The following is a 16,628-nucleotide window of genomic DNA, read 5'->3' as shown; positions in this document are numbered from 1 at the left end:
TTGTTTTTAGAGGCGTTAAGTCTTATATCTGGCGTATATCCGGCAAAGCCGCAGATGCATTTTTCATTTTCTGAATATTTCTGAATAATAAGGGCAAAAATATGGCAAGGCATTTTAATTATCTGGCAATTGGTGCCGGCAGTGGTGGTATTGCCTCAGCTAACCGGGCGGCGATGCGTGGCGCCAGTGCCGCAGTGATTGAAGCAAAAGCCGTTGGCGGTACTTGTGTCAATGTCGGCTGCGTACCAAAAAAAGTGATGTGGTATGGTGCCCATATTGCTGAAGCGCTTAAGTACAGCGCCGATTACGGTTTTAAGCTGGCCGATAACGGCTTTGACTGGGGGACACTGGTTAAAAACCGTGAGGCCTATATTGAACGCATTCATGCCGGCTATAAGCGCGGCTTTGCCAGTAACGGCGTCGAACTTATCGAAGGCTTTGCCCGCTTTGTTAACGCTAACACTGTGGAAGTGAACGGCGAACAGATCACTGCTGATCATATCAGCATTGCAGTAGGCGGCGAGCCGCTGATCCCGGATCTGCCCGGTGCTGAACACGGCATCGACTCAGACGGTTTTTTTGCGCTGACAACTCAGCCCAAAAAAGCCCTGGTGGTAGGCGCAGGCTATATCGCCGTCGAAATTGCCGGTGTGTTGCATGCACTCGGCACTGACAGTCATCTGCTTATCCGCCATGACCGGCCACTGCGCGATTTTGACCCTGACATGACCGACATGCTGCTGGCAAGAATGAAGCAGGATAAGCTGCCCTTGCATAAGCATACCAATGTCAGACAAGTAATGAAAAACAGTGATGGTAAATTAACCGTCAGCTGCGAAGACGGTACTGAATTTACTGACGTAGACTGCCTGATCTGGGCTATTGGCCGCGCTCCGGCCACAGCCAACCTGAATTTGCAGGCAGCCGGCGTCCATACCGATAACCAGGGCTATATCCGTACCGACAAATATCAGAATACCAATGTTAAAGGTATTTATGCCGTGGGCGATATTACCGGTGAAGCGCAGCTTACCCCGGTGGCCGTCAAAGCCGGCCGCTTGCTGGCAGAAAGGCTGTTTAACCCGGCGCTGCCCGACGCGCATATGGACTACTCGCTTATTCCAACCATTGTATTCAGCCACCCGCCTATCGGTACTATTGGTTTAACCGAAGCGCAGGCCCGCGAGCAATATGGCGATGCCAATATTAAAGTGTACAGCTCCAGCTTTGCCGCCATGTATAACGCCATAACCAGCCACCGGGCGTTAAGTTGCTTTAAGCTGGTATGTGCCGGTAAAGACGAAAAAGTTGTTGGCCTGCACGGTATTGGCGAGGGCATGGATGAACTGCTGCAGGGCTTTGCCGTAGCGATGAAAATGGGCGCTACCAAAGCAGACTTTGATGCCACTGTGGCACTGCACCCCACCAGTGCAGAAGAGTTTGTAACGTTAAGATGACCGTATAGATGTCAGTATCCGCAGCAGCAATATCTGCCAACAATGCTTTATCTGCTAACAGTACGTTGCCGCTGGTGCTGGCTGGGCCGCTGCTGCGCAAAATAACGCCAACCGGCCTGACGCTCTGGCTGGCAACCAGCCGGCCAGTGCAGCTGCAATTGGATCTTTACCCGGACGGTGAAGATGTACGTCATTTTACTGCAGAACAAATGCAACAGTATTGTCAAAGTATCCGCTCTGCCGGCAAGCTGTTTTTGCAGCTGATTTATATTCCTCTGCAGCAGCCTTTACCGACTGCGCGCTGGATTGGCTACGATCTGCAGCTGGCTGCGCAGCCCGAGACAGATTCAAATGCGCCGGACCAGCAGCCAGAATGGCTTAGCTGGCGCCATTGGGCATCCGATCTGGTATACCCGGGGCGCAGTACGCCGGGTTTTGTTATTCAGCCCAAGCTACACAGCCTGCTGCATGGCTCGTGCCGCAAACCGCATTATGATGCTGCCGATGGTCTGCTGGCAGCCGACTTACATTTACAGCAAACGCCAGCAGAACAGTGGCCGGCGGTATTATTACACAGCGGCGATCAGGTTTATGCTGATGATGTCGCCGCCCCGATGCTAAGAGCAATTCATCAGCTGATTAAGCAGCTGGATTTCGCAGATGAAAGCCTTCCCTGCTCAACGGTCAGCCTGGCATCAGTACTGCATCATAACCAGCCGCACTATTACCACCGTGACAGCCTGCTGCCAAAAACTGCAGCCGGTCAGGCGGTGCTGACTCAGCTGTTTAAAGGCGCCAGAAAACCAGTTTTCACCTCTGACAATGCCCGTAATCATTTGATCAGCCTGGCCGAGGTAATGACCATGTATTTGCTGGTCTGGTCGCCGGCAGGCTGGTTAGCCAATGCCACCGAGCTTACGCCAGATCTTAGCGCAAACCTTACTGAAGATGAGCAACAGCAATACAGTCAGCAGCAGGCTGTTATCCGCCGGTTTGCCGCCGGTCTTGGCAACGTGCGCCGGGTGCTGGCCCATCTGCCCGGCGCGATGATTTTTGATGATCATGATATCAGCGACGACTGGAACCTCAGCGCTGAATGGGAGCAAACGGCTTATCAGCAACCGTTTTCGCGCCGGATTATCGGCAATGCGTTAATAGGCTATCTGTTGTGTCAGGCCTGGGGCAATGCGCCCCAGCGGTTTAGCCAGGACCTGCTACAGCAGGCTGAGCTGGCACTGCACGACAGCGGTACTTTGCAACATCAGCAACTTATTACTGAGCTGCTGCGTTTTAACCAATGGCATTATCAGTGGCCAACCGAGCCACCACTGTTGGTACTGGACACCCGTACCCGACGCTGGCGTTCTGAGCAGGCGCTGGCAAATCCGTCTGGTTTACTGGACTGGGAAGCCATTAGTGAATTGCAACAGGATTTAATCGGCCATGATGCCGTGGTGCTGGTATCGCCGGCACCGGTATTTGGCGTGAAACTGATTGAGGGTATTCAACGGCTATTTACCTTACTGGGCAAGCCCTTGATGGTCGATGCAGAAAACTGGATGGCGCACCGCGGTACTGCCTATGCGCTGATGAATATCTTCCGCCATCCGAAAACCCCAAAACACTTTATTATTTTATCCGGTGATGTCCACTACTCTTTCGTATACGAAGTTAATCTGCGGGGCCGTGACAGAGGGCCGGATATCTGGCAGATCACCAGCAGTGGTTTAAAAAACGAGTTTCCGGGACGGCTGCTGGATATATTAGACCGGTTAAACCGCTGGCTGTATTCACCCCGCTCACCATTAAACTGGCTAACTAAACGCCGGCGAATGAGAGTTGTGCCGCATAAACCAGATAATGCCAAAGCTGGCGAACGGTTACTTAATATGGCTGGTATTGGCCTGGTGGAACTTAATGCCGATGGTTCGCCAAAACGGGTAATGCAGCTTGGCGCCAAAGGCCAGGTTGTGGCCTTTAACATCAACGAAGATGAAGCCCGCTGGGAATAACCATAGTATGCTCTTCCGCGCGTAGTGTCAGCACTTCAACCCCGCTATCGGTTACTGCTACCGTATGCTCCCATTGCGCCGACAGTTTTTTATCGCGGGTGACTACAGTCCAGCCGTCTTTTTTGGTTTTCGTTTTAGCAGTGCCCTGGTTCAGCATCGGCTCGATGGTAAACACCATGCCTGGCTTTAACTGCATGCCGGTGCCGGACTTGCCGTAGTGCAGCACCTGCGGCTCTTCGTGCATTTCCCGGCCAATACCATGGCCGCAGTATTCCCGTACCACACTGTAGCCTTTACTGTTGGCAAATTGCTCAATGGCAAAGCCAATATCGCCTAAGCGGGCGCCGGGTTTAACGGCTTTAATGCCCAGCCACAACGCCTGGTAACAATCCTCTACCAGCTGGCGTGCCAGAAAAGCCGGCTCACCAATGCAGTACATTTTGCTGGAGTCGGCAATAAAACCGTGTTTTTCCAGGGTAATATCGACATTAACAATATCGCCGTCTTTTAACAGCTGCGTCGCCGATGGCACGCCATGACACACCACCTCATTCACCGAGGTGTTCAGCACGTAAGCAAAACCATACTGGCCTTTGCTGGCCGGGCGGGCCTGCAGTTCGTCGACAATATAGCGCTCGGCCAGCTCGTTTATTTGCAGGGTAGACATGCCGGCCGCTATCTTACTGTCCAGCATGGCAAATACCTGCGCCAGCAAGCGACCGGCTTCGCGCTGCAGCGCCAGCTCGTCCGGGGTTTTAAGCTGAACGCCGCTCATCGGCTGCTCCTGTCAGCTCTTGCACAGCAGCAGCTTTGACACCGGCGGCTTTGACATCCGCCTGCTGCATTACCATTTGCAGCAGTTGCTGGTAGTTGTGGGTGGGATGCAACTCGGCCAGCATACCCATTTTCAGCCAGAATTCTGCCTGGGCGTTAATAGAACGCGACATCGCGCCACTGGCTTTACGGATTTCTTCATGTAGTTCATCGGCAATTTTAACAATACCCAAGGTAGTACTCCGCTCTGGTGGCATACCAATGTGGCGGCATGCAATATACGAATCATATATGAAACATATATTCAGGTAAAGCGTCATATCGGCATAGCCAGCAGCCTTAATCTATAATTTCGATTAGTACCGTCAGTTAAAGTGGCTTTAATTGTTTAAAAATCAGGTCTATAGTCATTGGTACAGTTACGGGGCTTGCAGTACGCCCATTTTATAAACAAAGTACAAGGAGCAAGACATGAGCAACGATAAAGCGAGCAGTGGCGGTAAATGCCCGGTAATGCATGGCGGCAATACCCGCTCTGGCAGTGGCGGCACCCTGAATAAAGACTGGTGGCCAAATCAGCTCAATATCAAAATTCTGCATCAGAACGATAAAAAGTCGAACCCGCTCGGTGAAGATTTTGACTATGCGGCTGAATTTAAAAAACTCGACTTAGCGGCAGTAAAACAAGATTTAACCGCTTTAATGACCGACTCGCAGGATTGGTGGCCGGCAGATTACGGCCATTATGGCCCCTTTATGATCCGGATGGCCTGGCATGCTGCAGGCACCTATCGCACGGCTGATGGCCGTGGCGGCGCCAGTACCGGTAATCAGCGCTTTGCGCCATTAAACAGCTGGCCCGATAATGGCAACCTGGATAAAGCCCGCCGTCTGCTGTGGCCGGTGAAACAGAAATACGGCAATAAACTATCCTGGGCCGATTTATTTATTCTGGCCGGTAATGTGGCGCTGGAATCAATGGGCTTTAAAACCTTTGGTTTTGGTGGTGGCCGGGTCGATATCTGGGAGCCGGAAGAAGATATCTACTGGGGCGCAGAAAAAGAATGGCTGGCAACCAGTGATAAACCCGACAGCCGCTACTCGGGAGATCGTGAATTAGCCAACCCGCTGGCGGCGGTACAAATGGGCCTGATTTACGTTAATCCGGAAGGGCCGGACGGCAATCCGGATCCTATCGCGTCGGGCCGCGACATTCGCGATACCTTTGAACGGATGGCAATGAACGATTATGAAACGGTGGCGCTGACTGCCGGTGGCCACACCTTTGGTAAAGCGCATGGTGCCGGTGATGCGACGCTGGTGGGTGTAGAGCCAGAAGGCGGTGCGCTGGAGGATATGGGCTTTGGCTGGAAGAGCAAGTTTAAAAGCGGGATGGGCCGCTACACCATTACCAGCGGTATTGAAGGCGCCTGGACCCCAACCCCGACCAAATGGGATAACAGCTACTTTGACGTATTATTTGGCTATGACTGGCAGCTAACCAAAAGCCCGGCCGGTGCCCATCAGTGGGAAGCGGTAAACCTGGCTGACAAAGACCATGCTCCCGATGCCGAAGATGCCAGCGACAAGGCAAAACTGATGATGACCACTGCGGATATCGCGATGAAAGAAGACCCGGCCTATCGCAAGATATCGGAGCATTTTCACCAGAACCCTGAGGAGTTTGCCGACGCCTTTGCCCGCGCCTGGTTTAAACTAACCCACCGTGATATGGGGCCAAAATCCCGTTATCTGGGGCCGGAAGTGCCTGCAGAAGATTTAATCTGGCAGGATCCGGTACCTGAGGTCGACCATGAACTGGTGAATGATGCGGATATCCGCCAGTTAAAAGACAAGTTGCTGGCATCCGGTTTATCGAATGAGGAACTGGTGTACACCGCCTGGTCGTCAGCGTCTACTTATCGCAACTCGGATTGTCGGGGTGGCGCCAATGGTGCCCGCATCCGGCTGGCACCGCAGAATAACTGGCAGGCTAATCAGCCCGAACAGCTGAAAAAAGTGCTGACGGCGCTCGGGAACATTCAGCAGGATTTTAACGATAGCCAGAGCGGCAATAAAAAAGTATCACTGGCTGATTTAATTGTGCTCGGTGGCGCGGCAGCCATCGAAAAGGCAGCTGAGGCGGCCGGTAATAACATTAGTGTGCCGTTTAATCCAGGCCGGACCGATGCCAGTAGCGAGCAAACCGATGCCGACTCGTTTGATGTGCTGGAGCCGGTGGCCGATGGCTTCAGGAATTATCTGTCGCAGGAATTTAAAGTGACAGCCGAAGAATTGCTGCTGGATAAAGCCCAGTTACTGAACCTGAGCGCACCGGAGATGACCGTACTGATTGGTGGCATGCGGGCATTAAATGCCAACTACAACAACAGCAAAATGGGTATTCTAACCGACAGACCGGGCAAGTTGACGAATGATTTCTTTGTTAACCTGCTGGATATGCAGACTCGCTGGGAGCCAGCTAACAGTAAGTCAGACAGCTTCAATGGCTATGACCGCAAAACCGGTCAGCAGAAGTGGACTGCCAGCCGGGTTGATCTGGTATTTGGCTCTAACTCGCAGCTGCGGGCGTTATCAGAAGTGTATGCGCAGGCGGATGCAACACCGAAGTTTTTAACAGACTTTGTTAATGCCTGGGTAAAAGTGATGAATGCCGATCGGTTTGATTTACGCTAACTGCATCTGAAAAAGTAACTTTAAAGCTGTAACTAAAAACCGCTGCGGGCTTAACCGGCAGCGGTTTTTTTTATTGGTCAAGATACCTTAATTGTATCGCCAGGATCAGAAGCGGCCCCTTACACCCAGCGCCAGTGAGCGGCCTGGCAGCGGCGCTGCATCTTTTAAAAATGAGGTATGAACCCGGGCTTGCTGATCGGTCAGGTTCTGGCCTTTCAGATACACCGTCAGCTCCTGCATCCCGACATCAAAACGATAACTGACGCTGGCATCAAGCAGGGTATAGCCGGCAGTGGCCTGCTCCATTTCAGCAACCTTGTCTTGTTTGAAATAGCGGGTAGCACGTAAATCGGCACTGATTGCATCCTGCTCGAAAGCCATTTCAGCAGCCAGACGCAGCGGTGGAGTGCGGGGCAAGTCACCGCCGTTCTGCAAGCGGGCCCGCACATAGTCCCCCTGCAGGGTCAGTTTAAACGGGTCATTTATTTGCCAGATATACTGGGCTTCCAGGCCGTGCAAGGTCACGTCAGCAGCACCGAACAGATAGACCGGCATTTCAGCTTCATGTTCATCTGCATGCTCATCAACCGGCGCTGCAGGCGTGCCCGGCTCTGCTTCATGTTCTTCTTCATGATGTGCTTCGGCGAACAGGCCGGTATTTTGCTGGTAATAGTAGTTATCTATGCGGTTGTAAAACGCATTTAACACAAAGCCGGTGTCACCACTGAACTTACGCAGGGTAATATCCAGATTATTTGACCGCTCCAACTTAACTGGCGTGCTGCGAACGGCAAACTCTTCGTCTTCCAGCACAAACAGCGCGCCAATTTCATATGACGCAGTACTGATATGCGGCCCAAACGACAGCAGTTCTGCTGCTGACGGCGCCCGTTGCGAGTGTGATACCGACAAACCCAGGTTATAACCGTCGGCAAAATCCCATACTGTACCGGCAGATAAACTGACAGGGCTGAAACGTTGTTTTACCGCAAACTCAATACCGTGCTCTGCCTCATCAGTATGGCCTGACTCTTCTTCATGCTCAGCATGACCATGAACAGCAAGCTCTGGCAACAGCACATTGGGCGCCTGCAGCGTTACACGTTCAATTCTTGCACCAAGTTGTAGCAACCAGTTGCCGATATGCCGTTCTTCCACCCAGCCAAGGGCCAGCATTTCGGTTTCTGACGGTGGGGTAAAGGCTTCTTCACCCAGAGCCTCGAAGTCGCTGAATTTATAATGCAGGCTTAAGCCGCCGCGCCAGTCCGCATAGGTCCGGTGCAACACTTCAACCCGCGCTTCATGACTGCGGTTTTTAAAGGTGGTACCAATTTCACCGCCTTCAATTTCGCTGTGCTGATAATCGGTAAAAGCCAGTTTGGTATTAACGGCGCGGATAAGGCCTGAATCGATATTCAGTTCACTTAACAGCTGATAGCGGTTTTGAGTTAAATCGGCGTATACCTGTTCTTCAGCGCCATGCTCTTCATGATCGTCACCTTCGTGATCATCGTGGTCTTCATGTTCTTCATGACCACCGTGCGAATGCCCCGGAATACCGTACTCACGGTCTAACCGGCCATAAGACACCCCAATAAAGCCGTTATCCAGCAGTAAGCTGCCGCCCAGAGTAAAACCTTTGGCTGTGGCAGCCGTATTGTCGACCCGGCCTTTTACCGCATCCTCATCCGGCTGCGCTTCAGCAAAGCCCGGAATTTTGTAGCTGTCGTTATCACGCCAGAAACCATCGACATACATAGCGACATTATCAACACCGGTTACCAGGGAGCCGGAGGCCAGTTTCCCGTCGTTGACAGAATCACCCTGCAGCATCCATTCAGCCCGGGTGGTGTTGTTGGTTGGAATGCGCTCATCCACCACGTTAACGACACCACCAATGGCGCCACTGCCATAAAACAAGGTCGCCGGGCCGCGCAGTACTTCAATCTGGGTGGCAGTGCTGGTCTCGCTCGCGACGCTGTGATCGGGACCGATGCGGGACGCATCACCGGCGTCGAGACCATTTTGGGTAATCAGCACTCTTGGGCCGTCCAGGCCACGGATAATCGGGCTGCTGGCAACATTGCCATAAAAATTAGAATGGACGCCCACTTCGTTTTTCAGGGTATCGCCAAGGGTTGACGCCTGATTCATTTTCAAAGCATCACCTGCCAGTACACTCACTGGCAATGACGACTCAGTTGCAGAGGCATGAAACGGGCTGGCTTTAACATCGATAACTTCAATGGTGCTGCTGAGCAAGGTCAGACTAACGTCAGCTAAGCCTTGCTGCGGCACGTCAAACCGGAAATTGCGATGACCAAAGCGGCGCGCTTCAATATGCAGTTCTGCTTCACCGGCATGAAGGTTGCTGACAGTAAAGCGACCATTGGCATCGGAAATAACCTGCTGATTTTCACCAATAACGGTAACTTCTGCGTCGGCTACCGGCCGGCCATTTTCATCTGTTACTACGCCGGAAATGGTTTCAGCCAGCAGTGGGCTGGCTGATAAACTGGCCGCAATAACGCTGGCTATCATCGTTTTTCTAAACATTTTGTTCCCCATAAGAATACCGATTTGACAAAAATCGCTGGCAACGATTTTCTGTCAACTAACTGTAACTGCCCGAATAATTGATATGTTATAACATTTTTGAACGTTTTGTTATACTATAACATTGTTTTTTTGCTGGCAATGGCGATTCAGCTTTTGCAACGAGTTTTAAGTTTTCAGGGAGTTACTATGAAAGATCTTATTGCGGCAATGCTCTCTGGGCTCTGTGTGGTGCATTGTTTAGCCCTGCCCGTGCTGTTGGCAGTGGGCAGTTCCGGCTTACTGCTGGGCCTATTCAGCTCTGAATGGTTTCACTATCTGATGTTATTGCCGATCAGTGCCTTACTGGTCTGGAGCCTGCCCGGCGGCTGGTGTGTCCATCGCAGTAAAACACCGTTTATTTTGGGATTAACTGGTTTTCTGTTATTGGTTCTTTCACTGTTTGCCGGCCACGACGCCGAGTTACCCTTGTCGGTAGCAGGTGGTTTGCTGCTGGCCAGCGCCCACCTGCGTAACCGCAAACTGTTACAATCAGCCCGGCAGCAACTGGCATGATGTCGCTGCTACTGCTCTGCCATCTGTTGCAAAAACTGCAGCCGTTGCCGCTCTTCGGCACTGGCCTGAAAAGGCTCATCGCTTAGCTGACTGAGTGAGAAAAACTCCAGCGGATATTCACTTTGTTCACTGTCGCCATAGCGGGTGAGTTCGCCGGGCACGGCCGGCCGGCGCTCCAGCACAAAGCTAGTGAGAATATAAGGGCCTTCCTGCTGGCGCAGCACCGCTTTGTAAGCCCGTAAGGTCAGCTCAGTTTCACCCTCGCTCAGCTTTTCGGTGCTGGTCAGTATCGCCAACGGCTGGCGCTCTGCTGTCAACAAATTAGCCCGTAGCCGGTAAAAACCGGCTTGCTCCACATTAAGCTTTACCGGAATAAGCATATCGCTGCCCACGCCACGGCTGGAACCGACTCCAGTGATGGTGGCGACCGGATGGCTATACACAAAACCGGTTTTCAGGGTTTGCTCGCGGCCATCAGCACTAAATGTAACACTGACTTCCAGCGGGCCATCCCAGCTGTCTTCCGGTTCCAGCTCTGCCTGCCAGTTCTGGTCAGAACCTTGGCTAACCCCCTGGCCGGCGTTGTTCTGCATGGCTTCCGTGGCCAGTAACTTATTGTTTTGCTCACTATGCAGCTGCACACTGACGCTATGTGCCGTCAAACCACTGATCTGCAGGCTCACCGGGATGGTTTCAGGGTAGCTGAAGCGATATTTGGGCAACACTATTGCGGCACTGGCACCGCCTTCCAGCGGTACCTGTTGCACCACATAAACATTAGGGTTTAATAAGTGGCTATCTTCAGCCGACAACGGCCTTGAGTAGCCAGGGTATTCCAGCTCGCTGGCGTAAGCACTGGCCATTAGCTTAAAGCTTTCTGCTATAGGCTCGGGGATACGTTCGGTTACCGTAATAGTCGGGGCACTGGCCGGTTTAGCCGCTGGCGCAACTGCAGCCGGTTCAGTTGGCTGCGCTTCGTCAACTAAAGCAGCCACCGGTAAGGGTGCCACCGGCTCTGGCCATAATAACCACAGGCCTGACAGCAATGCTGCCAGGCCTAAAACTACTGAGACTATCTTTTTCACTGCTTAAACCACACCTGTCAATTCGCCGCCTGATAAACCAGCGCTGACATACTGGTGTTATTGGAATTACGGACAACCCGGTAACGTGAGCTGAATATCCACCAGCCGCGTTTTTCATCATAGGTACTGAACTGCAACCGGTCATTATTGGTATAGCTGGCGCTGCTGCTGGCGGCGGTCACTTCATCCTGCACCCGGTTTTCAATTAAGCCGCCATGACTGTAGCCTTCGCTCATCAGCAACGGATAGTGGTAAGGCATAAAGCTGCGTACACCATTGCTCTGGCTGGCCAGCTTGCCGTCGAATGCCACGCTGGCAGAGCAGCTGCCAAAATTACCTGCCGTTGCAGCCCCACAGGTTGAATGGCTGGCGACCACACCATCGTCGGTACCCGGCAAAAATGGCCCGGTGGCGCCCAGGTAATCTGAGCCGGCACCAACAAAGCGCAGCCGTGGTACCCGGCTGTCCGGAAATGACGCCAGCTGACGGGCACTGTTAACCCGTAAATCGTTCAGCACACCAACGGTACCAGCGTTCGGTATTTCGCCAAGCCAGGCCGCCAGTGCCAGCCGCAGGGTCCAGTCGATAAGGCCTGAACCACTGGCGACATTGACCGCTAAATCGGCCAGCTCAGAGCCGCCACCGGCGCCGGCAAAATCAAAGGTAGCGACAATATTCAGCGGTTGCAGGCCAGCATTTTGCAGCCACAACGCCTGGTTATCGAGCAGATAACGGGTAACCAGATCGCCGGTCGAATGCGACACAAAAATACAACCATTGGCGCAGGTACCGTTTTGAGACATTTGCTGCAGCTTTGGCCAGACATAATCACTGGCTATTTTACCGGTAACCCGCTCATGCGCCGGCCAGTCAATCCGCACGTCAGCCCGATCGCGCCAGTATGCCTGCCAGTAGGCGGCACCGTCACTGGCCACTTCACTGGCATTGGGCCGGCTGGCCAGTTGGTTTGGTTGTAAACCATGCACCAGTACCACCGGGTAACTTCCAACGGCGGCACAGAGTTTAAAGCTGACAGCTAAGCTGCCAAGTATTGCTGCACTAAGCAGCCCAGTTAGTTTTTTCATTACATATCCTCGTCTTTATCTTATTTTTATTAACGAAGGCTTTGATTGCCGTCGCCAGACTGGTAATGCTGTCCAGACTCAGTGAACAAAAATAGAACAGTAGCCACTGATTGCAAGCAGTACTTTTCGGGACTAGCAGCAGCAAAGCTGACTGCTATTTGCAATGGTGTTTTAATAAAATGCTGTCCGAAAATTTACAGCGCAGTGGCGCAGCATTAACAGGTGCTGAACCGGACAGGCAGGATTAGCAAACGCTAACAGGCGTTTAAAGTGATTACTCAAACTATTTTTGCAGCACCAATAAAAAACGCAGCCGAAGCTGCGTTTTGCTGATTAGTCTGTGCTTACTGGGTTTTCATCTGCCGGTGAAACTCCGCCAGATCGGTAATCACTTGCTGGCCTTCGATGTCAGCAAACGGTTGCCCGCTAAAACCGGTACCGCGCATTTGCACTGAAATGCGTGCCGCATCATTATTTAACAGGGTTTGCTGATAAAAGGCTTTTATGTCTTCCAGGGTCAGCTTTTCTACTTCAGCAATCAGTTTTTGCTTGCTGTCGAAGTCAAACTTCTCCTGATACCAGTCGTTGATTAGCGGCGCCATTTCGTCCTGCAGATTCTTCGGCGGCTCTTTTAAACTAACCAGCAAGCTTTGTTTCAACTGTTCGAAGCCCTCATTATCCAGCTGCTGCAGGCTTTGCCAGTATTGCTGCTTAAACTGATCAAACCGCTGCTGCATATCAGCCACCGACTTCACCGGAGTTTGAATATACAAACCAAAACCGGTGTAATCTTCAATGCTGACCGCAGCGCCGCCTACCGCATAGGCTAACTGCTCTTCAGTACGCAGGGTGTCAAAGGCTTTATTAGAGAAATGACTTTGTAACAGCCGGCCCCGCGCCAGTTGTTTAACTGACGGATCCGGATGAATATGCATATCCACCAGTGCAACATCGGCTACCACTAAATCCTGTTGCAGGCTGATCACCTGATCCGGCGCCGGCTGCCATACCGGACTGCGGGTATAAGGCACTGTGGTGCGCTTAGCCGGCAAGGTGGCGGCAACCGTATTAACCAGCTGTTTAACATCTCCCTGGTTATAATTGCCAAAGGCAAAAATCCGCACCTGATGGTTAGCCAGTATTCGCTGCATAAACTGCTGTAAATCTGCCGCCGTTAACTGCTCAGCACTGGCAATTAACTGCTCGTTATTATAGTTACCACCGCGATACAGGCTGTTAAACGCCATAAACGCCTGCTGAAACGGGAAGCGTCGTTCTAAATTACGAATACCCCGGACATAGCGGTCTACCGCCTGACTAAAGCGTTCGGCCGTCACTTCTGGTGTTAACCCTGCCAGCGCCTGCTGCAGCAGCTGCGGTTGCTTATCAGTGAAACCGCCCAGGCTTAGCACCAGACCATTGCTGTCATTCAGCGATAAGTCCATGCCGGCTACCGACGCTTCGGTTGCCAGCACACTTTGTTCCAGATTGTATAAATCCTGCCATAGCGCAAACATCACTTTAGCTTTGATATCCTGAATCGCGGCCGGGCTGTTCAGATAAATATTCAGACGGCCACGCGGCTGACTGGCAAATTCCTGACTGGGATATAACCAGGCCTTAATCCCTTTGTCTTCGACGACCAGTTCAGGTTTAGCAACCTCTGCCGGCGCCCGTAATTCAAAGTTCTCCGGCAATAAGCGGTTTACTGCCGGTAGGTTGGTTGCAACCGGACTTTGCTGCCAGCTGGCTATTTCCTGCTCGCTGATATCGGTGATTTTATAGCGGCCATCATAAAAATGCAGTTCACTGTCCGCCGGTTCCTGCTGGCTGATATACCATACCCGCAGGCTTTCTGGTTTCAGCTGCTGCAGCACCCGGTTGATGGCTTCTGCGTCAAACTTCTCGTAATGATAAGGCGCGTTTACCGCATGCTCTGCCGGCACAAACTGCATGGCATGAGCCAGGTTAGAGACGTAACCGAAACCATCGGTTTTTTCCAGGAAACGAAAGCGGTTCGCCAGACTGGTTTGAATTTCACTGAAGTATTTACTGTCTACCCCCTGGCGCTTAATCAGCTGCAGATACTGCATCACAGTGGCAATAATGGCCTCACGCTGCGCCATACCCGCATCCGTTAAACTAATATCAATAGTCAGACTGCCATAGTTACCGTACGCACTGGGGTTGGCACTGGCCGACAACGATGAAATTAAACCGAGCGCTTTTAGTTGCTGTGCCGGCGTGCCCGGCATTTCAGAGCCGAGCAGATAAGTAATAAATTCGTTGGGTTTAACCGCAAACTCATCGCTGTTATTGGTGATGGTAAAATCCAGCCTCAGCTGTTTAACATCTTCATTTGGCACATAGTGAATCCGTTTAGCGCCAAAATCCTGGTAGTTCAGCTCGGCGTCTACCGCCGGTTTGGCAATTTCTTTGTTTTCAATAGCGGCAAAATGCTTACGGGCTAACAGTTCCATTTCAGCCAGCGGCAAATTACTTAGCAACGCCAGCTTCATGGTATTGGCAGAATAATATTGCTGATAAAACTCAACGGTTTCTGCATGCAGGTTACTGTTTTCTTTATCGCTGAGCGTTTCCAGGTTACCAATTAAAAACCGGTTGGCCGGGTGTTCACCAAACATACTGCGGGCCAGTTTAAACTGACCGAAGAAGTCCATTTCCCGGCGCATCGACCACTCAGCATTGACCGCATTGCGCTCTTTCTCGGTATATTCCGGCAACAGCAGCGGCGCTTTAAAGAAATCAGAGAAACGATCCAGCGCTTCATCGTACGACGGATTATTTATCTGGAACATGTAGTTGGTAATGTCCAGCCAGGTATAGGCATTGGCTGCACCACCATTTTGCGACATAAAGCCGTTGTAAGACGCCGGATCAGGGTAGCGCTCAGTTCCCATAAACAATAAGTGCTCTAAATAGTGCGCCATGCCCTGCTGGGTCATCGGGTCCTGCAGCAAGCCAACACCAACACTGAGTGATGCCGCTGATTTTTCGGTAGTCGGGTCCGACACCAGAATCACTTCAAGTTTATTGGGCAACACCAGAGTTTTGTATTGACGCTGATCATTCGGGCTGACAACTACCTGACCGGCTACCTGTTGCTCAACTCGTTGCTCAGCCGTTACTGCGCTGCGCTCTGCGGCGCAACCCGTCAGCACTGCCAGTGCTACCGCACTGATAACAAATATTTTTTTCATTAGGGCACCTGTTTTTATTTATATTGCCGGAGTATTTGTGAAATTTTGTAGTAGCCAATGTAATAAAAAACGACATCAATAGGCAAGTGAACCGCCGACATAGCATGCCGGCAGATTGTAATAAAATGTGTCGGTGGTGGTTAGCAACCAGAAAGTACCGGTTAGCCCAGTGCGGTATCAAGCAGCATCATCAGCACAAACCCCAGCATCAGGCCGCTGGTAGCCGGCAGCTCGTGGCCCTGACGATGGGATTCCGGGATCATTTCATGGCTGATAACAAATAGCATGGCCCCCGCAGCCAGTGCCAGGCCCCAGGGCAGTAGCAGACTGGAGTCACCCAGCACCGCGGCACCAATCACCGCCATTATCGGTTCAGTTAAGCCCGATAAAACCGCCATGCCTATCGCCAGCATACGGCTGTAGCCAGCGGCCAGCAGTGCCATCGCTACCACCAGACCTTCCGGTATATCCTGAATGGAAATCCCGGTTGCCAGGGCCGTTGCTGCGGCGATATCACCACTGGCGTACGACGCTCCTATTGCCAGGCCTTCCGGCAGATTATGCAGAATAATAGCGAACACAAATAACCAGCTGCGGCGCAGTTTTAAGCCGCGCACCCGGTCTTCTTCCTTAATAAAATGCTGGTGCGGTACCAGTCGCTCAACCAGCAACATTAATGCAGCGCCAAGTAAAATGGCCATAGCCACACTGCCCGAGCTGCGCCAGACAGACGCCCCGCTAAGCTCCAGTATTGCCAAAGCCGGCACAATTAACGAAAACATGCAGGCGGCCAGCATAACGCCAGCGCCAAAGCCAAGCATTACATCATGTAGCTTCTGTGATAAGCGCCGTAAAAATAATGCCGGCAGCGCGCCACCGGCAGTGGCGCCTGCGGCGACCATACCGGCATAAAATGCGTAGCGGACATTTTGCTGTTGCTGCATCAGCAGCACCAGCTGTTGTATTGCGTAGCTGGCACCCAGTAATATAATCAGCGTACCCAACACTTTACGGCCACTTAACCATGGTGACTGCATCAACGATTGCTTCATATTTGCTCCGGCGTAGTCAATTTAGTCAGTATAGGTGGTTTGGCTGAACCCCGTGTACTCCGACTTCTTTCGGACACAAATGATAATAATTATCATTTGACAAGAAGTAAAGTCTTCCCTCACCTCAAAAAAAA

11 protein-coding genes are annotated in these 16,628 nt (G+C 51.9%); 4 read left to right on the top strand and 7 right to left on the bottom strand.

Features of this window, described 5'->3' with window-relative positions:
* The first annotated feature begins 101 nt into the window (after positions 1 to 101).
* A complete protein-coding gene (gorA, locus tag R3187_RS16175) occupies positions 102 to 1,457 on the top strand; it encodes a glutathione-disulfide reductase (protein ID WP_318968097.1) in 1,356 nt (451 codons plus the stop codon).
* An 8-nt stretch (positions 1,458 to 1,465) separates the two neighbouring features.
* A complete protein-coding gene (locus tag R3187_RS16170) occupies positions 1,466 to 3,469 on the top strand; it encodes an alkaline phosphatase family protein (RefSeq protein ID WP_318968096.1) in 2,004 nt (667 codons plus the stop codon).
* Here R3187_RS16170 and map read toward each other — a convergent pair.
* Entirely contained in the window at positions 3,441 to 4,244 is an 804-nt protein-coding gene (gene map / locus R3187_RS16165; protein WP_318968095.1) for a type I methionyl aminopeptidase, read from the bottom strand. The genes R3187_RS16170 and map overlap by 29 nt on opposite strands.
* On the bottom strand, positions 4,225 to 4,476 hold the full coding sequence (locus R3187_RS16160) for a ParD-like family protein (RefSeq protein ID WP_318968094.1): 252 nt from the start codon (positions 4,474 to 4,476) through the stop codon (positions 4,225 to 4,227). The genes map and R3187_RS16160 overlap by 20 nt, the downstream gene beginning before the upstream one ends.
* Positions 4,477 to 4,714: 238 nt before the next feature.
* On the opposite strand from R3187_RS16160, the gene katG reads away from it, so the two are divergent.
* Positions 4,715 to 6,940, top strand: a complete 2,226-nt coding sequence (gene katG, locus R3187_RS16155; RefSeq protein ID WP_318968093.1) for a catalase/peroxidase HPI — start codon at positions 4,715 to 4,717, stop codon at positions 6,938 to 6,940.
* Between the two features lie 105 nt (positions 6,941 to 7,045).
* Here the strand turns inward: katG and R3187_RS16150 are convergent, their stop codons facing one another.
* A complete protein-coding gene (locus tag R3187_RS16150) occupies positions 7,046 to 9,496 on the bottom strand; it encodes a TonB-dependent receptor (RefSeq protein ID WP_318968092.1) in 2,451 nt (816 codons plus the stop codon).
* A 189-nt stretch (positions 9,497 to 9,685) separates the two neighbouring features.
* On the opposite strand from R3187_RS16150, the gene R3187_RS16145 reads away from it, so the two are divergent.
* Entirely contained in the window at positions 9,686 to 10,051 is a 366-nt protein-coding gene (locus R3187_RS16145; RefSeq protein WP_318968091.1) for a MerC domain-containing protein, read from the top strand.
* Between the two features lie 8 nt (positions 10,052 to 10,059).
* Here R3187_RS16145 and R3187_RS16140 read toward each other — a convergent pair whose 3' ends face one another.
* The 4 genes from R3187_RS16140 to R3187_RS16125 all read right to left on the bottom strand — a co-directional run bounded on the left by R3187_RS16140 (position 10,060) and on the right by R3187_RS16125 (position 16,494).
* Positions 10,060 to 11,136, bottom strand: coding sequence for a hypothetical protein (locus tag R3187_RS16140; protein ID WP_318968090.1), 1,077 nt, complete (start codon positions 11,134 to 11,136; stop codon positions 10,060 to 10,062).
* Between the two features lie 17 nt (positions 11,137 to 11,153).
* Positions 11,154 to 12,221, bottom strand: a complete 1,068-nt coding sequence (locus R3187_RS16135) for a hypothetical protein (protein ID WP_318968089.1) — start codon at positions 12,219 to 12,221, stop codon at positions 11,154 to 11,156.
* Between the two features lie 344 nt (positions 12,222 to 12,565).
* Positions 12,566 to 15,442, bottom strand: coding sequence for an insulinase family protein (locus R3187_RS16130; RefSeq protein WP_318968088.1), 2,877 nt, complete (start codon positions 15,440 to 15,442; stop codon positions 12,566 to 12,568).
* A 161-nt stretch (positions 15,443 to 15,603) separates the two neighbouring features.
* Positions 15,604 to 16,494 (bottom strand): ZIP family metal transporter, encoded by an 891-nt coding sequence (locus tag R3187_RS16125; protein ID WP_318968087.1) that lies wholly within the window; start codon positions 16,492 to 16,494, stop codon positions 15,604 to 15,606.
* Between the last annotated feature and the right edge of the window lie 134 nt (positions 16,495 to 16,628).

The sequence above is a fragment of the Arsukibacterium sp. genome (assembly GCF_033721375.1).
Lineage (GTDB): Bacteria > Pseudomonadota > Gammaproteobacteria > Enterobacterales > Alteromonadaceae > Alishewanella.
This window is presented reverse-complemented; position numbering and strand designations above follow the sequence as displayed.